22 protein-coding genes are annotated in these 22,012 nt (G+C 67.8%); 11 read left to right on the forward strand and 11 right to left on the reverse strand.

Annotated features, from left to right (window positions below):
* Positions 1-10: 10 nt before the first annotated feature.
* From ACSQ9A_RS11585 to ACSQ9A_RS11595, 3 genes are all read right to left on the reverse strand, one after another.
* Positions 11-1,306: an ATP citrate lyase citrate-binding domain-containing protein gene (locus ACSQ9A_RS11585; protein ID WP_436303760.1), complete on the reverse strand. Its 1,296-nt coding sequence runs from the start codon at positions 1,304-1,306 to the stop codon at positions 11-13.
* Between the two features lie 124 nt (positions 1,307-1,430).
* Positions 1,431-2,198 carry a class II aldolase/adducin family protein gene (locus tag ACSQ9A_RS11590; protein WP_093109102.1) on the reverse strand — a complete coding sequence of 256 codons (768 nt, stop codon included), beginning with the start codon at positions 2,196-2,198 and terminating at the stop codon, positions 1,431-1,433.
* A 23-nt stretch (positions 2,199-2,221) separates the two neighbouring features.
* A complete protein-coding gene (locus ACSQ9A_RS11595) occupies positions 2,222-2,812 on the reverse strand; it encodes an HD domain-containing protein (protein ID WP_436303761.1) in 591 nt (196 codons plus the stop codon).
* 97 nt (positions 2,813-2,909) lie between these two features.
* On the opposite strand from ACSQ9A_RS11595, the gene ACSQ9A_RS11600 reads away from it, so the two are divergent.
* Positions 2,910-3,632, forward strand: coding sequence for a Crp/Fnr family transcriptional regulator (locus ACSQ9A_RS11600; protein WP_436303762.1), 723 nt, complete (start codon positions 2,910-2,912; stop codon positions 3,630-3,632).
* On the opposite strand, the gene ACSQ9A_RS11605 is transcribed toward ACSQ9A_RS11600, so the two are convergent.
* Entirely contained in the window at positions 3,629-4,807 is a 1,179-nt protein-coding gene (locus ACSQ9A_RS11605; protein WP_093109105.1) for an ABC transporter substrate-binding protein, read from the reverse strand. The genes ACSQ9A_RS11600 and ACSQ9A_RS11605 overlap by 4 nt on opposite strands.
* A gap of 234 nt (positions 4,808-5,041) precedes the next feature.
* On the opposite strand from ACSQ9A_RS11605, the gene ACSQ9A_RS11610 reads away from it, so the two are divergent.
* From ACSQ9A_RS11610 to ACSQ9A_RS11630, 5 genes are all read left to right on the forward strand, one after another.
* Positions 5,042-6,523 (forward strand): DUF4331 domain-containing protein, encoded by a 1,482-nt coding sequence (locus ACSQ9A_RS11610; protein ID WP_436303763.1) that lies wholly within the window; start codon positions 5,042-5,044, stop codon positions 6,521-6,523.
* 10 nt (positions 6,524-6,533) lie between these two features.
* Positions 6,534-6,812, forward strand: a complete 279-nt coding sequence (locus ACSQ9A_RS11615) for a hypothetical protein (protein ID WP_093109107.1) — start codon at positions 6,534-6,536, stop codon at positions 6,810-6,812.
* Entirely contained in the window at positions 6,812-7,993 is a 1,182-nt protein-coding gene (locus ACSQ9A_RS11620; RefSeq protein WP_436303764.1) for a hypothetical protein, read from the forward strand. Before ACSQ9A_RS11615 ends, ACSQ9A_RS11620 begins: the two co-directional genes overlap by 1 nt.
* Positions 7,980-9,125, forward strand: a complete 1,146-nt coding sequence (locus ACSQ9A_RS11625; RefSeq protein ID WP_436303765.1) for a HupE/UreJ family protein — start codon at positions 7,980-7,982, stop codon at positions 9,123-9,125. Before ACSQ9A_RS11620 ends, ACSQ9A_RS11625 begins: the two co-directional genes overlap by 14 nt.
* A gap of 122 nt (positions 9,126-9,247) precedes the next feature.
* Positions 9,248-9,679, forward strand: a complete 432-nt coding sequence (locus tag ACSQ9A_RS11630) for a hypothetical protein (RefSeq protein WP_093109110.1) — start codon at positions 9,248-9,250, stop codon at positions 9,677-9,679.
* 3 nt (positions 9,680-9,682) lie between these two features.
* Here ACSQ9A_RS11630 and trmB read toward each other — a convergent pair whose 3' ends face one another.
* Genes trmB through ACSQ9A_RS11650 form a run of 4 tightly spaced genes read right to left on the reverse strand, consistent with a single transcriptional unit; the run spans position 9,683 to position 13,419 of the window.
* Positions 9,683-10,423 (reverse strand): tRNA (guanosine(46)-N7)-methyltransferase TrmB, encoded by a 741-nt coding sequence (gene trmB, locus ACSQ9A_RS11635; protein ID WP_436292477.1) that lies wholly within the window; start codon positions 10,421-10,423, stop codon positions 9,683-9,685.
* Positions 10,423-11,337, reverse strand: a complete 915-nt coding sequence (gluQRS, locus tag ACSQ9A_RS11640; RefSeq protein WP_436303766.1) for a tRNA glutamyl-Q(34) synthetase GluQRS — start codon at positions 11,335-11,337, stop codon at positions 10,423-10,425. The genes trmB and gluQRS overlap by 1 nt, the downstream gene beginning before the upstream one ends.
* Positions 11,334-12,407 (reverse strand): NAD(P)/FAD-dependent oxidoreductase, encoded by a 1,074-nt coding sequence (locus ACSQ9A_RS11645; RefSeq protein WP_139191722.1) that lies wholly within the window; start codon positions 12,405-12,407, stop codon positions 11,334-11,336. The genes gluQRS and ACSQ9A_RS11645 overlap by 4 nt, the downstream gene beginning before the upstream one ends.
* Positions 12,408-12,465: 58 nt before the next feature.
* On the reverse strand, positions 12,466-13,419 hold the full coding sequence (locus ACSQ9A_RS11650) for a LysR family transcriptional regulator (protein WP_093109113.1): 954 nt from the start codon (positions 13,417-13,419) through the stop codon (positions 12,466-12,468).
* 143 nt (positions 13,420-13,562) lie between these two features.
* Here ACSQ9A_RS11650 and ACSQ9A_RS11655 point away from each other — a divergent pair, with 143 nt between their 5' ends.
* The 4 genes from ACSQ9A_RS11655 to ACSQ9A_RS11670 are packed head-to-tail and all read left to right on the forward strand — an operon-like array spanning position 13,563 to position 16,248.
* On the forward strand, positions 13,563-14,264 hold the full coding sequence (locus ACSQ9A_RS11655) for a pirin family protein (RefSeq protein ID WP_436303767.1): 702 nt from the start codon (positions 13,563-13,565) through the stop codon (positions 14,262-14,264).
* A 39-nt stretch (positions 14,265-14,303) separates the two neighbouring features.
* Entirely contained in the window at positions 14,304-14,747 is a 444-nt protein-coding gene (locus tag ACSQ9A_RS11660) for a DoxX family protein (protein WP_093109115.1), read from the forward strand.
* A gap of 17 nt (positions 14,748-14,764) precedes the next feature.
* The gene (locus ACSQ9A_RS11665; protein ID WP_436292479.1) at positions 14,765-15,334 is read left to right on the forward strand and encodes a flavodoxin family protein; all 570 of its coding nucleotides are present in this window, start codon (positions 14,765-14,767) and stop codon (positions 15,332-15,334) included.
* Positions 15,331-16,248: a pirin family protein gene (locus tag ACSQ9A_RS11670; RefSeq protein WP_436303768.1), complete on the forward strand. Its 918-nt coding sequence runs from the start codon at positions 15,331-15,333 to the stop codon at positions 16,246-16,248. Before ACSQ9A_RS11665 ends, ACSQ9A_RS11670 begins: the two co-directional genes overlap by 4 nt.
* Here ACSQ9A_RS11670 and ACSQ9A_RS11675 read toward each other — a convergent pair.
* Positions 16,245-17,030 carry a sulfurtransferase gene (locus ACSQ9A_RS11675; protein ID WP_436303769.1) on the reverse strand — a complete coding sequence of 262 codons (786 nt, stop codon included), beginning with the start codon at positions 17,028-17,030 and terminating at the stop codon, positions 16,245-16,247. The two genes, ACSQ9A_RS11670 and ACSQ9A_RS11675, sit on opposite strands and share 4 nt — an antisense overlap.
* Positions 17,031-17,093: 63 nt before the next feature.
* Here ACSQ9A_RS11675 and dnaE point away from each other — a divergent pair, with 63 nt between their 5' ends.
* On the forward strand, positions 17,094-20,594 hold the full coding sequence (gene dnaE, locus ACSQ9A_RS11680) for a DNA polymerase III subunit alpha (RefSeq protein ID WP_436303770.1): 3,501 nt from the start codon (positions 17,094-17,096) through the stop codon (positions 20,592-20,594).
* A 9-nt stretch (positions 20,595-20,603) separates the two neighbouring features.
* On the opposite strand, the gene tolA is transcribed toward dnaE, so the two are convergent.
* Entirely contained in the window at positions 20,604-21,554 is a 951-nt protein-coding gene (tolA, locus tag ACSQ9A_RS11685) for a cell envelope integrity protein TolA (RefSeq protein ID WP_093109256.1), read from the reverse strand.
* Between the two features lie 20 nt (positions 21,555-21,574).
* Positions 21,575-22,012, reverse strand: coding sequence for an ExbD/TolR family protein (locus ACSQ9A_RS11690; protein WP_093109120.1), 438 nt, complete (start codon positions 22,010-22,012; stop codon positions 21,575-21,577).

A 22,012-nucleotide genomic window follows, 5' to 3' on the forward strand; every position in this document is an offset into this window, starting at 1 on the left:
CTCTCCTGCGTCAGTCGGCGTTGGCGGTTGAGGGGGCCTGGATGCCGAGTCGGGCCGCGATCTGTTCGCGTCCGCCGTCCTTCATCCAGTTGTTGACCTTCTTCGCGAACTGGATCACCTCGCTCATGTCGGAGTCGAAGCCGAAGAGGCGATAGGGCAGGCCCAGCGCATCGCAGGTGTCGCGCAAGGCGCCCATGCCGCGCACCAGGTTCGGCCCGCCGCGGCCCAGCACCACGTAGAGCGGCGTCGGCCCGTGCTGGCTGAAGTGCTCGCGCAGCGCATCGGCCATGGCGCGCAGGGTCTCGAAGATGTCGGTGTTGTTGCTCTTGCCGCCGATGATGAAGAGCACGTTGGCCTGCCTGAGCCAGTGCTTGAAGCAGATGCGCGCCACCTCCTTCATCTTCTCGTAGGGCGGGTTGCCACCGAAGTCGGAGCTGATGATCGCGTCGTCGCCCAGCATTTCGGTCACCAGCGAGTTGGCGCCGCCGCCGAAGGTGGGCGCGAGCACCGTGCCGCGCTCGTTGATCACGTAGACATCGCTCTGGCCCTGGTGGGTGCGCAGCGTGTTGATCTCCTGCTCGAAGTCGGAATAGTCGGCCGCGAACAGGTGCGGCGGCAGGCCCAGGCGCAGCCAGCGCGGATCGTCGCGGTCGAAGCCGCACTTGAAGTCGCAGGCCACCGGCGTGAGCCGGCCCTTCTTGTCCTCGCGCATGCGGATCGGGTTGAGCTCCAGCGTGGTCATGCCGAAGTCGTGGAACAGCTCCCACAGCTTGGGCAACTGCTGCACCAGCGGCGAGATGATCTCCTTCGGTGCGCCGATCTCGGTCAGCGCATTGGCCACCACGAAGGCCTTGAGGCCGGTCAGCGGATCGAAGGGCACCATCGCGACCTGGCTCTTCTCGAGCTCCTCGATGTCCATGCCGCCCATGTGCGTGAGCGTCATGGTCGGCGCGCGGAAACGCGTGGAATCGCTGATCGAGAAGTAGACCTCGTGCTTGGCCGGCACGCCGGCCTCGAAGGTCACGCCGTTGGCCTTGGCCTTCACGTGGCCGACCGTGTGCTCGGCGAAGTAGAGGCGCTCCTTCTCGGCCAGTGCGGTCTTCAGATCGGTGGCGCGGCCCAGCAGGCCGGCCTTGCCCTTCTTGCCGATGCCGCCCTTGAAGACCGGCTTGACGAAGATGAGCCCGTACTTGTCGATCAGTGCCTTGATCTCTTCTTCGCTGGCCGCGGGGCCCAGCACCTCGGTGGCGGGGAAGCCTGCGAATTGCAGCAGCCGCGCGCCGTGCAACATACCCGTGATCTGCATGTCGATGTCTCCTGGTGTGCGCGAACTGCGCTGTGGGCATCCAGCGTGGGGATGCCCTGGAGAAATCGTAGAAAGCGAAGCTGTCGATCCGCCGTCACGGCGATCAGGGTTTGTACGGGGCCACCTAGTTTTTGTAGCCGGGATCGATGCGGTCGAGCTTGCGGATCAGCGAGGGCCAGACGAAGGCGCCTCCGAGACCGCCGGTCTGCACCTTCATCGCCTGGCCCACGCCCTCGACGATCTTCGGATTCACCTGCGTGAGTTCACTGCCGCCGGACTGCGCGGCGATCTGGATCTGGCAGGTGGTCTCGAAGACGTACATCGAGAGAAAAGCATCGGCGATGGTCTTGCCCACGGTGAGCAGGCCGTGGTTGCGCAGCATCAGGAAGTTGGCGTCACCCATGTCGGCCTGCAGGCGCGGCTTCTCGTCGTCGCGGAAGGCCACGCCCTCGTAGTCGTGGTAGGCCAGCGAGGCGAGCACGAAGGTCGACTGCTGGCTGATCGGCAGCACGCCGTTCTTCTGCGCGCTCACCGCGATGCCGGCGCGCGTGTGGGTGTGCAGCACGCACTGGATGTCTTCGCGCGCCGCATGCACCGCGCTGTGGATCACGAAGCCGGCCGGGTTCACCGGGTAGGGCGAGTCGATGATCTTGTTGCAGTCCTGGTCGACCTTGATCAGGCTCGACGCCGTGATCTCGTCGAACATCAGGCCGTAGGGGTTGATCAGGAAGTGGTGTTCGGGCCCGGGCACGCGCGCGCTGATGTGCGTGAAGACCAGGTCGCTCCAGCCGTAGAGCGCGACCAGCCGGTAGCAGGCCGCGAGGTCGACGCGCAGCTGCCATTCTTCGGCGGAGACGAGCTTCTGGATTTCGGGTTGGGTGGTGGCGTTCATGTGGGTGTCCTTGGGGTGAAATTTCAGACGGCCTCTGCAGGCTTCAACGCAGCCTTGTAGATGCTTTGACGCGGCTGCGCCATCACGCGCTTCAGCATCGGTTCGAACTCGGCGATCGGCAGCGTCTCGGCCTTCGGGTCGAAGGCCGGGTTGTCGTAGAGCTCGCAGAACTCGGCCGTGCGTTCGTAGTTCGGATGGTTCCTGAAGTTGTCGCGCAGGTTGCGGTCGAGCCCGATGTGGTGGAAGAAGTAGTGGCCCTGGAAGATGCCGTGGTTCTGCACCATCCAGTGGTTCTCCTCGCGCACGAATGGCTTCAGGATCGCGGCCGCGATGTCGGGATGGTTGAGGGAGCCCAGCGTGTCGCCGATATCGTGCAGGAGTGCGCACACCACGTACTCTTCGTCGCGTCCGTCGCGCAAGGCGCGCGTGGCGGTCTGCAGCGAGTGGGTGTAGCGGTCGATCGGGAAGCCGCCGTAGTCGCCTTCGAGGATCTGCAGGTGCTTGATCACGCGCTCGGGCAAGCCGCTCGCGAACTGCATGAACTCGCCGCCGATCAGTTGCCAGTCTTCCCGCGTGCTGTCCTGCATTCGGGTGAAGTTCGCTCTTGCGGTCATCGTGTCTCCGTGGGGTGCGGCCCACTGTAGACCTGCGCTTGACCATCAACTGTCAAGAATTTGACAATCCAGGGCCCTGGTAAACCCCCGACCCTGCATGCCTCAGCCTCCCCGACTGCGCCTGTCTGCAGCGCACCGCAGCGCCATGGACGCCAACCCGTGGTTCGCCTCGATGCCGCGCGTGCAGCGCGAGGCCTTGCTGGGCGCTGCCGACCTGGTCCACCTGCGGCGCGGCGCGATGCTGTTCCGCCAGGGCGATCCGGTGCGGGCGGCGGGCAGCGGCTTCTACGGGCTGGCGGCCGGAACGATCAAGATCTCGACCTTGCGGCACGATGGGCGCGAAGCCATCCTGGCCGTGCTCGAGCCCGGCAACTGGTTCGGCGAGATCAGCCTGATCGACGGTTCGCCGCGCACCCACGATGCCACCGCGCTGAGCGCGCTCGACCTGCTGGTGGTGCCGCCTGAAGCCTTCGCGCAGCAGATGCAGGGCAGGGCCTTCTCCCATGCGATCGCGGCACTGCTCGCGGCGCGGGTGCGGGGACTCTATGGATTGATGGAGGACGCCACCTTGCGCGACCTGCGCGCCCGCGTCGCACGCCGGCTGCTGGTGCTGGCGCGCGGCGGCGCGACCCAGTCGGTGCATCTGCGCAAGCGCGTGCGCCTGCCGCAGGAGGCCTTGGCGATGATGCTGGGCGTGACGCGGCAGACGCTCTCGAAGGAGCTCAACGCGCTGGCGGAAGAGCGCGTGATCGCGCTCGGCTACGGCCGCATCGAGCTGTTGTCGCTCGATGCGCTGCAGCGCCTGGGCGGCACTGCTTAGCGCAATACGCGCCCGTCGGCCGTTATGCTGATCAGGTCGATGCTGCGCTGCGGATCGCGCAGGCCGGGGCGCAGGTTGATGCGAAAGCCGCCGACGTCGTAGTCCGTCATGCCGGCCATCACGCGCTGCAGGCTCGCGGGCGTGAAGCCGCGGCCGGCGCGGCGAACGGCTTCGCCCGCGGCCTTGGCGGCGATGAAGCCTTCCATGCCTTCGTAGGAGGCCGTCTGGTCGGAGGTGTCTATGGCGGCGAGGTATTCCTTGACGATCGGGATGGCCGAGGGCCGCGGCGAGGGCACGACCTGCGAGATCACGATGCCGCCGATGTCCTTGCCCAGCGCCGCGTAGAGCGGATCGATGCCGACGATCGAGAAGGCCATGAAGGCGCCGGAATAGCCGCTCTTGCGCAGCTTGCGGATCACATTGGCGGTGGTGCTCGAAAGCGACACCAGCACGATGGCCTGCGGGTTCTGCTTCTGCACCGCGGCGAGTGCCGCATCGAGCTTGTCGCCGGCGGCGGGCACCAGCGCGCTCGCCGCCAGGGACCCAAGCTTCTGATCGGTCATGGCCTGCTGCACGGCGGCGAGACCGGCGCGGCCCATGGCGTCGTCGTCGCCGACCAGCGCGATGCGCGTCTGCCCCACGGTGGCACATTGGCGCACGATCTTGAAGGCTTCGTCGGCCATGCTGGGACGCACGTGGAACACGTTCGGATGCGCGGCGCCGCGCAGGCTGTCCGAGGCGGCGAAGGGTGCGAAGAGCAGCGTGCCCTGCTGCGCGGCCGCGGCGGCACCGGCTTCGCTGCTGGCGGTGCCGACGAAGCCGAACAGCATGTCGGCCTTGTCGGTGGTGAGCAGGGTGCGCGCATTGGCGGCAGCGCGCGCGGCGTCGTAGCCGTCGTCGAGCTGCTGCAGTTTCAGGTGGATGCCGCTGGCGGCCTGCGTTTCGTTGAAGTGGGTCGCGTAGAGGCGGCAGCCGGCGGCAAAGGCCAGCCCGATCTCGCTGGCGGCGCCGGTCAGCGGAACCGATTGCCCGAGGATCACCGTGCGCGCCGAGGCCGCTGCCGGCGCGGCGGCGCGCGTGGTCTGCGCCTGGCCGATCCGGCTCGCACCGAGGCCGCCGCCCAGCAGCATCGTGGCCCCCACCTTGCCCAGCCAAAGCCTGCGTGACAGATCCATCGGAAACCTTTCGCTACATCAATCGGAAAAATGTAGCAATTTTGGTGCCTTATACGAAGGTAGTAAGTCACGTTGGGCCGGTTTGCTGATGGGCGCCGCGTCGGCGGCGCGCTTGCCGGATACGCAACGCTGTATTGCGCGCTCTGCGCCGTATCCACGTGAACGATTGCCGCGTACTTCGAAGGCGCTCCGTGCGCTGTTTCGAAAACCGTTCCACTTCTTGAGGTGACGCCGATGAAATTCCCAACACATTCCCGCAGAGCCTGCGTCCTCGCCTTGTGCGCGGCAGCGGCCGGCGGCGCCTTCGCGTCCAGCCACCGCGAAGCGCCTTCCATCGCCGGCATGCCCAAGCTCGACGCGACCGACTTCTACATGTTCCGCAGCTACGAGCCGGGCCGGCAGAACTACCTGACGCTGATCGCCAACTACCAGCCCGACCAGGGTCCGTACGGCGGGCCGAACTACTTCACGATGGATCCGAACGCGCTGTACGAGATCCACCTGGACACCGACGGCGACGCGGTCGAGAACGTCACTTTCCAGTTCAAGTTCAAGAACACGCTGCGCGACATCCAACTGCCGATCTCCGGCAAGCAGGTGTCGATTCCGCTGGTGCAGTCGGGCGGCATCTCGGCGCCCAATGGCGCGACCAGCAACCTGCGCGAGACCTACACCCTGAGCGTGGTGTACGGCGACCGCCGCAAGGGGCGTGCGGAGGCGGTCACGATGGCCGGAGGCGGCACGGAGTTCGACAAGCCCACCGACAACATCGGCGACAAGACCTTCGGCGGCCCGACCGGCTATGCCGCCTACGCCAACCAGCATCTCTATGCGGTCAACATCCCGGGCTGCGCTACGCCCGGGCGCGTATTCGTGGGCCAGCGCAAGGATCCCTTCGCCGTCGCGCTGGGCCAGGTGTTCGACCTGATCAACCTCAATCCGCTGGGTGCGCCGAACGCCAATCCCGACTCACTGGCCGGCAGGAACATCACCACGATGGCGCTGGAAGTGCCGATCGCCTGCGTGACGGGCGCCGACCCCATCGTCGGCGGCTGGACCAGCGCCAGCGTGCGCCAGGGCCGCCTGATCGCGAGCCCGCCCAAGAGCGGCCACGGCACCACCGCGCTGAACGGCGGCGCCTGGGCGCAGGTCTCGCGTCTGGGGATGCCGCTGGTCAACGAACTGGTGATCGGCCTGAAGGACAAGGACAAGTTCAACAGCTCCAAGCCCAGGGACGACGCGCAGTTCGCCGACTACGTGACCAACCCGACCCTGCCGGCCCTGATCCAGACGCTGTTCCCTTCGGCCCCCGCGCCGACCAACTTTCCGCGCAGCGACCTGGTCGCGGCCTTTCTCACGGGCGTGGATGGCGTCAACAAGCCGGCCAACGTGAAGCCCTCGGAAATGTTGCGGCTCAACACAGGCATCGCGCCGACACCGAAGGCCAGCCAGATGAACCTCGGCGTCCTGGCCGGCGATACCGCGGGCTTCCCGAACGGCCGCCGGCCGGGTGACGACATCGTCGATGCCGAGCTGCGCGTGGCGATGGGCGTGCTCTGCGTCGCGACCGGCGCGAGCGACACGCTCAAGGTTGGTTGCATGCCTGCCGACGCTCCGGCCGGCGGCGCGGCGCTGACCGACGGGGCGGCCGTGAGTCCTGCCCAGTTCCTCGACGCCTTTCCGTACCTGAACACGCCGCTGCCCGGTGCGCAGTGAGGAGAACGGCATGAACCGCAAGACCCATCTGTGGAGTGCATCCTTGCTGGCAGCGGTCGTCCTGGCCGGGTGCGGCGGCGGAGGAGGGGGCGGATCTGGGGGCTTCCCCATCGGCACCGCACCGCCGCCTTCGAACCCACCGCCCGTGATGACCGATCCGTACGACGCCTTCATCGCCTACGTGAAAGGACTGATCGACATGGCGCTCGACACCGCCGAGCCGGCCGATGTCGCGGCTTTCGATCCGCCGCCGACTTCGGACACCAAAGACCCGCTTTCCACGCAGTGATGTCTGGAGCGGTCATGCGGGTGCGGGCGCTCATGCGATGGCTGGTTCCGGCCTTCGTCGTGCTCGCCGGGGCCGCAGGCGCGGCCCCTCGCGTGCCGGCGAGCGACGAGGCCATCGTCGAGACCCTGCCTTCCATCGCAGGCTGGTCGCGCGACGAGCGCAGGCTCCGGCGCGAGCTTGCCCAAAGTCCGCGCGACGAAGGCGTGGCCATCGCGGCGGCGCAGGCCTATCTGGACCTGGCCCGCGCGCAGGGCGATGCGCGCTACGCGGGCTATGCGATGGCTGCGCTGCAGGCCTGGGAACCGGTCTCGGCCGGCGCAACGCCGCCGGCGGTGCTGGTCATGCATGCGACCGTGGCGCAGTTCCTGCACGACTTCGACGGCGCTGAAGCCACGCTGAAGATGGCGTTGAGCCGGCAGCCGACCCATGCGCAGGCCTGGATCACGCTCGCCACCATCCTGCGCGTGCGCGGGCGCTATAGCGAATCGGATGCGGCCTGCCGCGCATTGGGCCGTGTCGGGCCGGCGCTGTACGCCATCGCCTGCCTGGCCGAGAACGCAGGCCTGCGCGGCGAGCATGCGGCGGCCCGCAGCGCGCTGCAGGGGCTCTTGGCCGACCCGGCGCTGGCGCACCCGCGCCAGGCCGGCACGCGCCAATGGCTGCTGACCAGCGTGGCCGAGATCGAGGAACGTGCGGGCCGCCCGGCGGCGGCCGAACTCGCGTACCGGCAGGCGCTCGATGCCGAACGCTCGGGCTACCTGCTGCTGGCCTACAGCGACTTTCTCCAGCGGCACGGGCGAGCGGCCGAGATTGCGCCTCTGCTCGGCAAGGAGCCGCGCAACGATGCCGTGCTGCTGCGGCTGGCCGTGGCCGGACGGCGCGACAGCGCGCAGCGGGAAGTGCAGGAGCTGCAGGCGCGCTTTGCGGCCGCCGCGCTGCGGCCCCATGCGACGTCGGTGCATGCGCGGGAACAGGCGCTGTTCGCACTCGATGTGCAGGGCGATGCGCGACGCGCCCTCGCGCTCGCGCGCGTCAACGTCCAGCTGCAGCGCGAACCGATCGACCTGCTGCTGTTCGCGCGCGCGGCCGTTGCGGCGCGCGACGAGGCCGCATGCGGCGAAGTGAAAGCGCTGCTGCAACAGACGGGGCTGCGAGATGCGCGCATCGATGCGATTCTTTGAGCGCCTTGGTGCGGTGCTGCTGTTCATCGCGCTGGCAGCCGCCTCACCGGCCGCGCGGGCCCACAAGGCGAGCGATGCCTACCTGCAGCTGCAGCGCAGCGGCGACACGCTGGACCTCCGCTGGGACATCGCGCTGCGCGACCTCGATGCGGCGCTCGACCTGGATCGCAATGGCGACCGGCAGCTGAGCTGGGGCGAGGTTCGCGCGCGCATGGACGACATCGGCGCCTACGCGTTGGCGCGCCTGCGCATCCAGCAGGGGCGCTGCAGGCTCGCGCACGCACAGCCGCCTGCCGTCGAAAGCCGCATCGACGGGGCCTACCTTGTGCTGCAGTTGCAGGCACGCTGCGACACCGGCCCCGCCATGGAACTCGACTACCGGCTTTTCAAGGAAGTGGACCCCACGCACCGCGGGCTGTTGCGCATCGGAGCGCAAGGCGACGCGGCGCCGACGGCGCGCTCGCTGGATCCGGCAGGCGGGCCGGTGGCCGTGGCCTGGCCGGAGGGCCCGACCGGGTCGGCATCGGGCACGAGCTTCTTTCACGATGGCGTGCACCACATCCTGATCGGCTACGACCACGTGCTCTTCCTGATCTGCCTGCTGCTGCCCGCCGTGCTGCGGCGCGGGGCGGACGGGTGGGTGCCGGTCGCAAACTGGCGCGAGGCCCTGTGGCCGATGGTCGGCATGGTCACCATGTTCACCGTCGCGCACTCCGTCACCCTCGCGCTGGCGGGCCTCGAACTGCTGACGATCTCGCCGCGCATCATCGAGCCGGCCATCGCGCTCACCATCATGGTGGCGGCGCTCGACAATCTCCATCCGCTGCTGCGGGGCCGGCGCAAGCTCTTCAGCTTCCTGTTCGGCCTGATCCACGGTTTCGGCTTTGCGGGCGTGCTCGGCGAACTCGAGCTGCCGGCCCGCGGCTTCATCACCGCGCTGCTTCAGTTCAACCTGGGCGTGGAGGCCGGACAGCTGGTGATCGTGAGCGCAGCGCTTCTCGTGCTGGTGGCCTTGCGCGGCTGGCGCGGCTATCGCCCTGTGGTCCTGCGAAGCGGCTCTGTGCTGGCCGTCGCCATCGCGGCGCTCTGGCTGTTCGAGCGGGTGTTCGATGTCCAGTTGGTGGCCGTGTAGCGTCGGAGTGCTCGGATGAGGTGTTAACTTTTGTTTTTGAAACGTGCTTTTTGCACACGGCGAAAGCGCGCTCCGATGGCAACATCCCCGCTGATCCCGGGCTCTTGTCCCCGGCAATTGACATGAAGAAAAAGCCATCCGATATCGCCTTGCTGGAAAGCGCCCTCGCCACCATCGAACAGGTGCTGGCCCGTGCCGACAGCGACATGCAGGGAGCGCCGTACTTCGGCCCCACCGCCAATATGCCGTTGGACGTCCTGCACTCGAACAAGCCGTCGGAAGACGGCCGTTTTCGCACCAGTGCCGCGCAGTCGGCCATCAACATCTGCCTCGGCTCGGCGGCCGCGTTGATCGACGTGAGCCAGGCGCTGATGAACCGCTCGGTCGACCGCTCGCCGCAGACGCTGGAGCGCGAGTGGCAGACGCTGATCGCGCACACCAAGATCGCCAGCCGCTCGGCCTATCGTGCGGCGCTCATCATGGCTGCGCAGAAGCACGTGCTGGCCGCGCAAGGCGAGTTGCAGACCGACGACGTGTACGGCGTCGCCCACTGAGCGCTAGATGCGCTCGAACACCACGTCCCACACGCCGTGGCCCAGCTTGAGGCCGCGATTCTCGAACTTGGTGAGCGGGCGGTAGTCCGGCTTGGGCGCATAGCCCGCTGCCGTGTTGCGCAACAGCGGCTCCTGCGACAGCACCTCGAGCATCTGCTCGGCATAGGGCTGCCAGTCGGTCGCGCAATGCAGGTAGCCGCCGGGCGCGAGCCGGTCGGCCAGCTTGCGCACGAAAGGCGGCTGGATCAGCCGGCGCTTGTTGTGCCGCGTCTTGTGCCAGGGGTCCGGAAAGAAGACATGCACGCCGGCCAGCATGCCGGGCATCAGCATGTGGTCGATGACATCGACCGCATCGTGGGCGCAGATGCGGATGTTGGAGAGTTGCTGTTCGCCGATGCGCTTGAGCAGCGCCCCGACGCCGGGTTCGTGCACCTCGCAGCACAGGAAATTCTTCTCGGGCTGGAGCGCCGCGATGTGCGCGGTGGCCTCGCCCATGCCGAAGCCGATCTCGAGCACGGTCGGCGCAACGCGGCCGAAGGCGGCGGCAATGTCCAGCGGCTCGGGGCGATAGGGCAGGAGGAACAGCGGGCCCAGTTCGGCGAAGGCGCGTGCCTGGCCCTCGGTGGTTCGACCGGCGCGCTTGACGAAGCTCTTCAGGCGGCGATGCAGGGGATGCGGCGGAGTTTCTTCGTCGGAAGCGGGTGCGGCGGGATCGCGCGCGGGGTCGGTGGCAGGCAGGGTCATCAGGGGGAGGGATTGTAGAGAGCCCGCCAGCCGGCCACCCAGTCAACCAGTGCCTCTGCGGGCGTTGCAGCCGTGGTGGCCGCCAGCCCGAGCACGCGCGCCGCGGCGTCGAGCGCAGCGAGCGCCGCGGCTGGCGTGCCGGTGTCGAGCGGCGCGGCGCCGTTCTGCTTCGAGAGCTTCTCGCCGTCGGCGCCGAGCACCAGCGGCGTATGCAGGTAGCTCGGCGTCGGCAGGCCGAGCGCACGCTGCAGCAGGATCTGGCGCGCCGTGTTGTCGGCCAGGTCTTCGCCGCGCACCACGTCCGTCACGCCCTGGTCGGCATCGTCGACCACCACCGCGAGCTGGTAGGCCCAGGGCCCGTCGGCGCGCCTGAGCACGAAGTCGCCGACCTCGTGCGCCACGTCCTGGCATTGCTGGCCCTTGCGGCGATCGACCCAGTACACGGCCTTCGATGCGCGGGCGGCTTCGAACTGCACCGTGGCGAAGCGCCAGGCGCGCGCCGGCTTGCCGTGCAGTCCGTCGCGACAGGTGCCGGGATAGACGCGTTCGCCGTGCCGGGCGTGCGGCACGCCGCGAAAGGCCAGCGCCTCGTCGATGTCCTTGCGCGAGCAGCCGCAGGGGTAGCTGAGGCCCAGGGCTTTCAGGTGATCGAGTGCGTGCGCGTAGAGCGCGGTGCGCTGCGTCTGCCACACGGGCGTCGCGTCGGGCACGAGCCCGCAGGCTGCGAGCTGCGAGAGGATGTATTCGCCCAGCCCGGGCAGGCAGCGCTCGGTGTCGGCATCCTCGATGCGCACCAGCCAGCGTGCCTGCGGGCCGCGGGCGCGCACATCGAGCCAGCTCGCGAGCGCGGCGACCAACGAGCCCGCGTGCAGCGGTCCCGTGGGCGAGGGCGCAAATCGACCGGTAAAAATCACGCCACTTTGAGCGCCAACGTCAGACCCGAAAGAAACGCATCTTCGACCCGGTGCCCGGTGCACCAGTCGCCGGCCACGCCGATGCGCGCCTTGGCGTCCCACAGGTGCGGCTTGCCGACCGGTACCTGGGTCTGGGCTTCGGGCCAGCAGCGCGCCTGCGCGTGCGAAGGTTCGGCGCGGATGCCGGTGATCTCGGCGAAGGCGCGCAACAGCTTGGCCTGGACGCGCGAGGCGTCGTCGCGCAGGTGTTCGTGCGACCAGGCCGCGCTGGCTTGCAGGGTCCAGCGCTCGATGCGATCACGGCCGGGCTTGGAGGATTCGCGCGCCAGCCAGGCCACGCGGTGGTGGGTGCTGCGCGCGGCGTTCCATTGCGGGCCGAGATGGGAGAGGTTCGCCTGGTTGGCCTGAGGGAAGGCGATCATCAGCGTCCAGCAGGGCGCGATGCGCACTGCTTCGATCTTCTCGCTGATGCCGGAGGAGAGCTTGCCGTTGTCGAGCAGGGCGCGCGTGCGAGCCGGCGGGACCGCCAGCAGCACGCCGTCGAAACCGGAGTACACGTGTTGCGAATCGTCGGCGCCCGCGGTGCGCAGTTGCCAGCGCTTTCCGTCGAGCGCGTCGCGCTCGATGGTCGTGACCTGGGTGCGCGTCACGAGCGCATCGCCCAGCGGCGCGGCCCAATGCGCAACCAGGGCATCCATGCCGGGCTGGGCAACCCAGTGCGGCTCGCGCGCGGGCAGGGCGGCCTCGGCGACGCGGCCGTGCGGGTCGAGTACGCGCACGAGGTTGGCACTCCAGGGCTTGCAGATTTGCGGCACGGTTTGGAGCACGCGCGCAAAGCGCGGGTCGCGCACGGTGAAGTACTGCGCGCCGCTGTCGAACTTGCCGAAGGGCGTGGATTCGCTCGCCATCCGGCCGCCGGCGGCGGCTTCGCGTTCGAACACGCTGACGCGGTGGCCGGCCTGCGCGAGGGTGCGGGCACAGGCGATGCCCGCCATGCCGGCGCCGACGACGGCGTAGTGGCGCGGGGAGGTGGATCGGTGGCGATCGGCGGGAGGACGGGAGGTGGTCATGTTGAGCGGTCTCGTTTTCTGTTGGCGATCAAGGGAGACTCTAACCGCCTCGACACACTCACCGGCCGCGATGCCTTTCAAGGAGCGCCCGGCGCGTCCCTTCGTGCTCGAACTGTTCGAGCCACCATTTGAGCGCGCGTCCCGGCTTGCCGGCGGTGCGCTCGCGCCATGCGCAATGCATGGTGCCGATCGGCGCCACGCGTTCGGTCTTGCGCTCGACCAGGTGGCCGGCCTCGATGTAGGGCCGCGCCATCGGCTCGGGCAGGAAGCCGCCGCCCAGGCCGTGGAGCTGCGCGGCCAGCTTGGCCTGCATGGTGGGCACGGTGAGCACATCCTGGCCGCCGACGAGATTGACCGTCATGCTCGGGCCGGCGCGCGAGGAGTCGGCCGCGGCCACGGCGCGGTGCTGGCGCAGCACGTTGTCGGAGAGGGGGGCGTCGATCCGCGCCAGCGGATGGTGCGGTGCCACCGCATAAACGAAATGCAACTGGCCCAGCGGCCGGCTGCGGATGCCGGTGGCGCCGAAGGCGAGGCTCGAGGCATCGAGCACGGCGCCGACGGCGAGATCGGCCTCGCCGCTGGACAGTGCCTCGATGGTGCCCAGCAGCGTTTCGTCGCGCAGCTTGAGCCGGGTCGGCGGGTCGAGCGCGAAGAAGGCGGTGGCCAGGTCCAGCATCGGATCGCGCGCGATCACGCTGTCGACCGCGATCGTGAGCATCGGCTCCCAGCCGGTCGCGACGCGCTTGACGCGGTTGGCCACCGCGTCGATTTCGCCGAGCAGCCACGAGGCCTCACGCAGCAATTCGGTGCCGGCTTCGGTCAGCCGTGCCTGGCGCGCGCTGCGGTCGAACAGCAGCACGTCGAGGGCGTCCTCGATCTGGCGCACGCGGTAGCTGAGGGCGCTGGGCACGAGGTCCAGCGTGCGCGCGGCCGCGGCAAAGCTGCCGGTGCTCACCACCGTCTGCAGCATCGCGAGCGCATCGGGCGTCAGGACATCACGGGCGCTGGGCATAGATCGTTCAAAAAAATTGAATGATGCCATCAAAAGCCGGCGCTTTCGAGGGCGGGGCCGCGACCTAAAGTTCTGGGCATCCGCTGCGCATGCGGCGCGGCATTCGAAGGCCCCAAGCCATCTGGCGGGGCAGGAGTTCAAAGATGCTTCAAGTTCGCAAGTCCCAGGAACGCGGTTATGCCGATCACGGCTGGCTGCGCTCGTTCCACAGCTTCTCCTTTGCCGGCTACTACGATCCGGCCCACATGGGTTATGGCAATCTGCGCGTGATCAACGAAGACCGCGTCGCCGCGGGCGCCGGCTTCGGCACCCACGGCCACAAGGACATGGAAATCATCAGCTACGTTCTGTCGGGCGAGCTCGCGCACAAGGACAGCATGGGCAACGTCGAATCGATCCCGCCGGGCGACGTGCAGCGCATGAGCGCCGGCCGCGGCGTGATGCACAGCGAGTTCAACCACAAGGCCGACGAGACCACGCACTTCCTGCAGATCTGGATCGAGCCCAACGTGCGCGGCATCGCGCCCGGCTACGAGCAGAAGAGTTTCTCGGATGCCGAGAAGCGCGGACAGCTGCGCCTGGTGGCTTCGCCCGACGGGGCCGAGGGCTCGGTGCTGGTGCATGCCGATGCGCGCATGTATGCCGGCCTGCTCGACGGCAACGAGCAAGCCAGCCTCGCGCTCGACCCGAAGCGCAAGAGCTACGTGCACCTGGTGCGCGGGGAGCTCGAGGTCAACGGCACGAAACTGGCTACTGGCGATGCGGCCCTGATCAAGGACGAATCGCACCTCACGCTCGGCGCCGGCAAGAATGCCGAAGTGCTGGTGTTCGACCTCGCGGCCTGAAGCTGCGTTATTTTTTCATCAACCCAGGAGTACTTTCCAATGGCATCCACCACCACCGCATCCGGCTACGCCGCCCCCGCCGGCGCGAGCGCTTCGCAAGACACGCTCGCGCTCATCGGGCGCATCCTGATCGCGGCGCTCTTCATACCTGCCGGTTTCGGCAAGATCGGCGGCTTCGCCGGCGTCGTCGGCTACATCAGCGCGGTCGGCCTGCCGCTGCCGCAGCTCGGCGCGGCGATCGCGATCATCGTGGAGCTCGGCCTCGGCCTGCTGCTCCTGGTCGGCTACAAGACGCGCATCGTGTCCATCGTGCTGGCCGTGTTCACCGTCGCCACCGCGGTGCTCTTCCACAACTACTGGGGCATGCCCGCCGACAAGGCCTATGTGAATCAGCTGATGTTCTTCAAGAACATCGCGATCGCAGGCGGCCTGTTGGCCATCGCAGCCTTCGGCGCCGGCCGCTTCAGCATCGACAAGCGCTGAGCAGCCATACTTCCCGCATGACCAACATCGTCGTTGTTTTTCATTCGGGTTACGGCCACACGCAGCGCATTGCGCAGGCGGTGGCCGATGGCGCAGGCGCCCACCTGCTCGCGATCGACGCCGACGGCAAGCTCCCGGCCGGCGGCTGGGAGATGCTGGCGGCCGCGGACGCGATCATCATGGGTTCGCCCACCTACATGGGCAGCGTGAGCTGGCAGTTCAAGAAGTTCGCCGATGCCTCCTCGAAGGTCTGGTACGTCCAGGGTTGGCGCAACAAGCTTTTCGCGGGCTTCACCAACAGCGCCGCCATGAACGGCGACAAGGACGCGACGCTGACCTACCTGTGGCACCTCGCCAGCCAGCACGGCGGCCTGTGGGTCAGCCTCGGCCTCATGCCGAGCAACGACCGTGCCGCGAAGCGCGATTCGATCAATTACGTCGGCGGCTACAACGGCCTGCTGACCACTTCGCCGACCGATGCCAGTCCGGCCGAGATGGCGAAGGGCGACCTCGAGACGGCCTATGCATTCGGCGAACGCGTGGCCGAAGTGGCAAGATCTCGATCGCCCCACGGAGAACCACGATGACCGAACCGCTGCTGCAGCTTCGACCGCATGAAAAGGACCTGGGCGGAGGCTTCAAGGTCCGGCGGCTGCTGCCGGCGGCGAAGCGGCGATCGGTCGGGCCCTTCGTATTCTTCGATCACTTCGGCCCGGCGATCGAGGAGCCGGGCAACGAGCACGACGTGCGGCCGCATCCGCATATCGGCCTGGCCACCGTGACCTATCTTTTCGAGGGCGCGATGACGCATCGCGACAGCCTCGGCGTGGTGCAGGAGATCCGCCCCGGCGCGATCAACTGGATGACGGCGGGGCGCGGCATCGTGCACTCGGAGCGCAAGCCCGAGCATCTGCTCGATGCGAGTTATGTCAACCATGGTTTGCAGCTCTGGGCCGCGCTGCCGCAGGCCCATGAGGAAGTCGAGCCCAGCTTTTCCCACACGGCGGCTGAGCAGATCCCGGCACTCGAAGTGCAGGGCGTGGCCGTGCGGGTTCTGGTGGGTGAAGCCTTCGGCGTGCGTTCGCCGGTGAAGACCTTTTCCAAGACGCTCTATCTCGACCTGCCATTGCCGGCCGGCGCGCGTTTCGAACTGCCGGCCTTGGCGCAGGAGATGGCTGTCTACGCGGTTGATGGCGAGATTCAGCTCGATGGCGAGCCCGTGGCGCGGCACACGATGGCCATGCTGCCGGAGGGCGAGGGCGGCATCTTCGAGACACGCGATGCCGTTCGCATCGTGGTCATCGGCGGCGAGCCGCTCGACGGCCCGCGCTTCATTACCTGGAACTTCGTCTCCAGCCGGCGCGAGCGCGTCCTCGAAGCCGGCGCCGACTGGTCCGCGCAGCGCATGGGCCATGTGCCCGGCGAGACCGAATTCATTCCACTGCCGGGACATCCGTTCCAGGTGCAGACGCCGGCCGATACCGGTACGGCGCCGGTCTAGCGCTTGATCGCGATGTCCGGGTCCTCGGCGGCCCGGGCGCTGGCGCCGCTCGCGCGCGCACTCAGGTCCGGCGCCAAAGTCTCTCGGCCATCGAACACGAAGCACTCGCCGTGGTAGTGCGCGCCGCCGACCTGCTCGAAGTACTTGAGGATGCCGCCTTCGAGCTGAAGCACGTCGGCCACGCCTTCCTCGCGCATCAGGATCGCGGCCTTCTCGCAGCGGATGCCGCCGGTGCAGAAGCTCACCACCGTCTTGCCGGCCAGGTCTTCGCGGTACTTCTTCAGCGCCTTCGGGAAATCGGTGAACTTGCCGATGCGCCAGTCGATGGCGCCGTCGAAGCTGCCGTGGTCGACCTCGAAGGCGTTGCGCGTGTCGAGCAGCGCGATCGGCTTGCCCGCGTCGTCGTGCCCCTGGTCGAGCCAGCGCTTGAGGGTGGGCGCATCGACGCCCGGCGCGCGGCCCGCGGCGGGCTGGATGGCCGGATGGTCCATGCGGATGATCTCGCGCTTCAGCTTGACCAGCATGCGGCGGAAGGGCTGGGCTTCGGACCAGCTTTCCTTCGCTTCCAGATCGGCGAAACGCGGGTCGGCACGCAGGCCCCGGAGGAAGTCATGCGCGGCATCTTTCTCGCCCGCGATGAACAGGTTGATGCCCTCGGGCGCGAGCAGGATGGTGCCCTTGAGCGCCAGCGCGTGGGTGGTGGCGCGCAGCGCGTCGCGCAGCAGCTCGCCGTCGTCGATGGCCACGAACTTGTAGGCCGCGATATTCAAAATCTCTTGCACGGAGCGCGATTGTAGGGAGAGCCAAACCACATGGTGGGGGTGCTGCTTTCTACAATGCGCACCATGTTCGTTCACCTGCGCCTGCACACCGAGTTTTCCGTCGTCGACGGCACCAACCGAATCGACGAAGTCGTCAAGGCCGCCGCGGCCGACCGGCAGCCGGCGTTGGCGATCACCGATCTCAACAACCTCTTCGGCGCGGTCAAGTTCTACAAGGAAGCGCGCGGCAAGGGTGTCAAGCCGGTGCTGGGCGCCGAGGTGTTCCTCGAAGGCCTGGGCGCGGAGATCGGCGCGCTCACGCGCATCGTGCTGCTGGTGCAGAACATGGAAGGCTATCTGCACCTGTCCGAACTGCTGGCGCGCGCCTGGACGCAGAACGTGGGCCGCGGCCAGGCCCAGGCGGTCTGCAAGCTGGCCTGGATCGAGGAGTTGCAGGGCGGGTTGATCGCGCTCTCGGGCGCGCAGGCCGGCCCGCTCGGCGCGCCGCTGCTGCAGGGCCAGGCCGAGCGCGCGGCCGAGATCGCGCTGCAGTTGGCGGGGCTTTTTCCGCATCGCTTCTACATCGAACTGCAGCGCGCCGGCCGCCCCGAGGACGAGCCGCATGTGTTGGCCGCGGTGCAGCTGGCCGCAAGGCTCGGGCTGCCGGTGGTGGCAACGCACCCGGTGCAGTTCGCCACCGCCGAGGACTTCGAAGCGCACGAGGCGCGCGTCTGCATCTCGGAAGGCGAGATCCTCGGCAACCCGCGCCGCGTGCGCAAGTTCACGCAGGAGCAGTATTTCAAGTCCGCCGCCGAGATGGAAGCGCTCTTCGCCGACGTGCCGAGCGCGATCGCCAACACGGTCGAGATCGCCAAGCGCTGCAACCTCACGCTCGTGCTCGGCAAGCCGCAGCTGCCGAACTTCCCGACGCCCAACGGCATGCCGATCGAGGAGTACTTCCGCGTCGCCTCCTTCGAAGGTCTGGAGGGGCGTCTCGCGCACCTCTACCCCGACGCCGCCAAGCGCGATGCCGAGCGCCCGCGCTACGTCGAACGCCTCGAGTTCGAGATCAACACCATCCTGAAGATGGGTTTCCCGGGCTACTTCCTGATCGTGGGCGACTTCATCAACTGGGCCAAGAAGAACGGTTGCCCGGTCGGACCCGGCCGGGGCTCGGGCGCGGGCTCGCTGGTGGCCTATGCGCTGAAGATCACCGACCTCGATCCGCTCGAATACAAGCTGCTGTTCGAACGCTTCCTGAACCCCGAGCGCGTCTCGATGCCCGACTTCGACATCGACTTCTGCCAGGGCAACCGCGACCGCGTGATCGACTACGTGAAGGACAAGTACGGCCGCGACGCGGTGAGCCAGATCGCGACCTTCGGCACCATGGCCGCACGCGCCGCGATCCGCGACGTGGGCCGCGTGCTCGACATGAGCTACATGTTCTGCGACGGCATCAGCAAGCTGATCCCGAACAAGCCGGGGCAGCCGGTCACGATCCAGTACCCGCCTTCGCCCAAGCCCGAGGGCGACAAGAACAACTACGCGATCGAGATGGAGCCGCAGCTCGCGGCCCGCATCGAGAAGGAAGAAGAAGTCCGCATGCTGGTCGAGCTGGCGCAGAAGCTCGAAGGCATGACGCGCAACATCGGCATGCATGCGGGCGGCGTGCTGATCGCGCCGGGCAAGCTCACCGACTTCTGCCCGCTCTACCAGCAGCCGGGCAGCGACTCGGCCGTGAGCCAGTACGACAAGGACGACGTCGAAGCCATCGGCCTGGTGAAGTTCGACTTCTTGGGCTTGGCCACGCTCACCATCCTCGAGATCGCGAAGGAGTTCATCGTCCAGCGCCACAAGGGTCAGGAGAACTTCGCCTACGAGAACATCCGGCTCGACGACGCGCCGACCTACCGGCTCTTCGCCGAGGGCAAGACCGAGGCCGTGTTCCAGTTCGAATCGCGCGGCATGCAGGGCATGCTGAAGGACGCGCGGCCGACGCGGCTCGAAGACCTGATCGCGCTCAACGCGCTGTACCGTCCGGGCCCGATGGACCTGATCCCCAGCTTCGTCGCACGCAAGCACGGCCGCGAGACGGTGGAGTATCCGCATCCGCTGGTCGAAGAGATGCTCTCGGAGACCTACGGGATCATGGTCTACCAGGAACAGGTGATGCAGACCGCGCAGATCCTGGGCGGCTACTCGCTCGGCGGCGCCGACCTGCTGCGCCGCGCGATGGGCAAGAAGAAGGCCGAGGAGATGGCCGAGCACCGCGAGATCTTCCGCAAGGGCGCGGCGGTGAACGGCATCGACCAGCAGAAGGCTGACGAGATCTTCGACCTGATGGAGAAGTTCGCGGGCTACGGCTTCAACAAGTCGCACGCGGCCGCCTATTCGCTCCTGGCCTATCACACCGGCTGGCTCAAGGTCCACTACACGGCCGAGTTCTTCTGCGCCAACATGACGGTGGAAATGGACGACACCGACAAGCTCAAGGTGTTGTTCGAAGATGCGCAGAAGCACTTCGGCATGACCTTCGAGCCGCCGGACGTGAACCGCGGCAACTACCGCTTCGAGCCGGTCACCGACAAGGTCATTCGCTACGGGCTCGGCGCGGTCAAGGGCACGGGGCAATTGGCGGTCGAGGCGGTGGTCAAGGCGCGGGAAGAGGGCGGCCCCTTCAAGAGCCTGTTCGACTTCTGCGTGCGCGTGGACCGCCAGCGCATCAACAAGCGCACCGTCGAGGCGCTGATCAAGGCAGGTGCCTTCGATTCGCTGCAGCAGAACCGGGCCTCGCTGATCGCCTCGGTCGACCGCGCCTTCGAATTCGCGAGCGCGACCGAGGCCAACGCCTCGCAGGTCGATATCTTCGGCGACTGCGAGCACGGCTCTGCGACGCAGGAGCCCGAGCTCATCGACGCCACGCCCTGGGGCGTGAAGGAACGCCTGACCTACGAGAAGACGGCCATCGGCTTCTACCTGTCGGGCCACCTGTTCGACGAAGTGGCGCACGAGGTGCGGCGCTTCTGCAAGCGCGAGATCGACGACCTGATCGACAGCCGCGAGCAACAGGTGATCGCCGGCATCGTGAGCGACTTCCGCGTCATCAACGGCCAGCGCGGCCGGCTGGCGATCTTCAAGCTGGACGACAAGTCGGGCGCCATCGACGCGACCGCCGACGAGGCGCTCTTCAACGCCAACCGCAACGTGCTGAAGGACGACGAACTGGTGATCGTGAGCGGCCGCCTGCAGCCGGGCCGCGGCGGCTTCGAGGCGCGCTTCCAGGTGCAGCAGGTGTGGGACCTGGCCGCAGCGCGCTGCCGCTTCGGCAAGTTCCTGCGCGTCGCGGTCAACGGGAAGGCGCCGGACATCGCGCGGCTGGTGCGCGACTTTCCGCCGCGCACCGAACAGAGCGAGCACGGCGAGCTGCTGCAGGGCTTGGCGGTGCGGCTGTCGATGGCGCGCGGCGGCGCGCAGGTCGAGCTGCAGCTGGGCGAGCGCGCGAAGTTCTTCCCGACCGACGCCGCGCTCGCGAGCTGGACGGCGCAGGCCGATGCGGGCCGCGCGGCGGTGGTCTACGAGTAGCGGGCGCTTTCAGCGCTGCTTTGGTTGAAGCACCACTGTCAGCGAAGGGAAGATGCGGCCATCTACGTCGCGCGGTACCTTTTCCGTTCTACGCAGCCCGCGCTCTGCGGCATCGTCCCAACTCGCCAAACCGCTCGATTTGCGTAGCTTGACACCCACGATCGTGCCATCGGGCGCCAAGTTGACGTCGAATTCCGCGGTCGGATTGCCGCTCACGAGATCGGCATCGGGGTAGACGATGTTGGGGCGCACAGCTGCCGCGATCCGAGCTCCGTAGCCGCCCGAAGGGCCGGAGGCCTTCAGCGCAGCCCCTTTCGAGTTGTCGTCACCGCTGGCGCCCGCCAGACCCTGCATGCGCTTGAGCGTGGCTGCACGGTCGGCCGCGGCCTGCGCAGCCGCCTTCGCATCGGCTTCCTTCTTCTTCGCGGCTTCGGCTTCCTGCTTCTTCTTCGCCTCGGCCAACTTCTGCTGCTGTTCCTTCTTGCGCTCGGCTTCGTCCTCGGCGCGCTCCCGGGCTTCCTGTTCCTTCTTCTCCTGCGCCGCTTTCTTCGCGGCTTCGAGCTTCTTCTGTTGCTGCTGCTCCAGCTCGCGCTCCTTCTGCTCCTTCAGCTTCTTCTCGCGTTCGAGCGCGATGTCGGGCGCACGCGGCGCCGGCGCGGGTTCGGGTGCTCGCGCCTGCGGGGGAGGTGGCGGCGGAGGGGGTGGTGCCGGCGTCGGTGCAGGCGCCGGAGTGGGTGGCGTCGGAACCGGCGGCGCAGTGAGGCGCGGCGCGGCCTGCTGCACGGTCGACGACCAGAGCTCGGCCTCGATCGCGGCGTCCTCCGCTTCGCGGCGCCAGCTCACGCCCCAGGTCAGCGCGATGATGAGCAGCCCATGCGCCAGCAGCGCCAGCAGCACGGCACGCGGCGTGCCGCGTTGCGGCGGCGGCGCGAACTCCGGGCGATCGGCGCCGAGCGACATCAGCGAAGAGGCCAAGGCCATCACTTGGCGCCCGTGGTCGTGACCGAAAGGCCGACGCGCTCGACGCCGCTCCTCTTGAGCGCGTTCATCGCCTTGACCACCGTCTCGTACTTGACCGACTTGTCGGCGCTGATGACCACCGGCCGCTGGTCGTCGCCGCCCTGCGCGGTCTTGGCCGCCGTGCCGATCTGCGTCATGGGGATCGAGGTGGCGCCGCTGCCGGTGGACGGGTCCTTCTTGATCTGGACCTCGTCGTCGCTCTTGATGACGATCTCGATCGGCTTGTCGGGCTGCTTGTTGGCGCGATCCACCGTGGGCAGGTTGATCACGCTCGGCGTGATCAGCGGCGCCGTGACCATGAAGATGATCAGGAGCACCAGCATCACGTCGATGAACGGGACCATGTTGATCTCGTTGATCGTTCGGCGGCCGCGGCCGCGGGAGGACATTGCTGGCAT

Origin of the sequence: Variovorax sp. LjRoot290 (assembly GCF_964253985.1) — a bacterium.
Classification (GTDB): Bacteria; Pseudomonadota; Gammaproteobacteria; order Burkholderiales; family Burkholderiaceae_C; genus Variovorax.

Bases quoted from the DNA above. Each gene is read 5' to 3' on its own strand.
- ACSQ9A_RS11590 (WP_093109102.1), bottom strand. From the start codon at position 2,198: ATGAACGCCACCACCCAACCCGAAATCCAGAAGCTCGTCTCCGCCGAA.
- ACSQ9A_RS11630 (WP_093109110.1), top strand. From the start codon at position 9,248: ATGAAGAAAAAGCCATCCGATATCGCCTTGCTGGAAAGCGCCCTCGCC.
- ACSQ9A_RS11605 (WP_093109105.1), bottom strand. From the start codon at position 4,807: ATGGATCTGTCACGCAGGCTTTGGCTGGGCAAGGTGGGGGCCACGATG.
- ACSQ9A_RS11670 (WP_436303768.1), top strand. From the start codon at position 15,331: ATGACCGAACCGCTGCTGCAGCTTCGACCGCATGAAAAGGACCTGGGC.
- ACSQ9A_RS11615 (WP_093109107.1), top strand. From the start codon at position 6,534: ATGAACCGCAAGACCCATCTGTGGAGTGCATCCTTGCTGGCAGCGGTC.
- ACSQ9A_RS11610 (WP_436303763.1), top strand. From the start codon at position 5,042: ATGAAATTCCCAACACATTCCCGCAGAGCCTGCGTCCTCGCCTTGTGC.
- ACSQ9A_RS11620 (WP_436303764.1), top strand. From the start codon at position 6,812: ATGTCTGGAGCGGTCATGCGGGTGCGGGCGCTCATGCGATGGCTGGTT.
- ACSQ9A_RS11645 (WP_139191722.1), bottom strand. From the start codon at position 12,407: ATGACCACCTCCCGTCCTCCCGCCGATCGCCACCGATCCACCTCCCCG.
- ACSQ9A_RS11595 (WP_436303761.1), bottom strand. From the start codon at position 2,812: ATGACCGCAAGAGCGAACTTCACCCGAATGCAGGACAGCACGCGGGAA.
- ACSQ9A_RS11655 (WP_436303767.1), top strand. From the start codon at position 13,563: ATGCTTCAAGTTCGCAAGTCCCAGGAACGCGGTTATGCCGATCACGGC.
- ACSQ9A_RS11690 (WP_093109120.1), bottom strand. From the start codon at position 22,012: ATGCCAGCAATGTCCTCCCGCGGCCGCGGCCGCCGAACGATCAACGAG.
- dnaE (WP_436303770.1), top strand. From the start codon at position 17,094: ATGTTCGTTCACCTGCGCCTGCACACCGAGTTTTCCGTCGTCGACGGC.
- ACSQ9A_RS11665 (WP_436292479.1), top strand. From the start codon at position 14,765: ATGACCAACATCGTCGTTGTTTTTCATTCGGGTTACGGCCACACGCAG.
- trmB (WP_436292477.1), bottom strand. From the start codon at position 10,423: ATGACCCTGCCTGCCACCGACCCCGCGCGCGATCCCGCCGCACCCGCT.
- tolA (WP_093109256.1), bottom strand. From the start codon at position 21,554: ATGTCGCTCGGCGCCGATCGCCCGGAGTTCGCGCCGCCGCCGCAACGC.
- ACSQ9A_RS11625 (WP_436303765.1), top strand. From the start codon at position 7,980: ATGCGATTCTTTGAGCGCCTTGGTGCGGTGCTGCTGTTCATCGCGCTG.
- ACSQ9A_RS11600 (WP_436303762.1), top strand. From the start codon at position 2,910: ATGCCTCAGCCTCCCCGACTGCGCCTGTCTGCAGCGCACCGCAGCGCC.
- ACSQ9A_RS11650 (WP_093109113.1), bottom strand. From the start codon at position 13,419: ATGCCCAGCGCCCGTGATGTCCTGACGCCCGATGCGCTCGCGATGCTG.
- ACSQ9A_RS11660 (WP_093109115.1), top strand. From the start codon at position 14,304: ATGGCATCCACCACCACCGCATCCGGCTACGCCGCCCCCGCCGGCGCG.
- ACSQ9A_RS11585 (WP_436303760.1), bottom strand. From the start codon at position 1,306: ATGCAGATCACGGGTATGTTGCACGGCGCGCGGCTGCTGCAATTCGCA.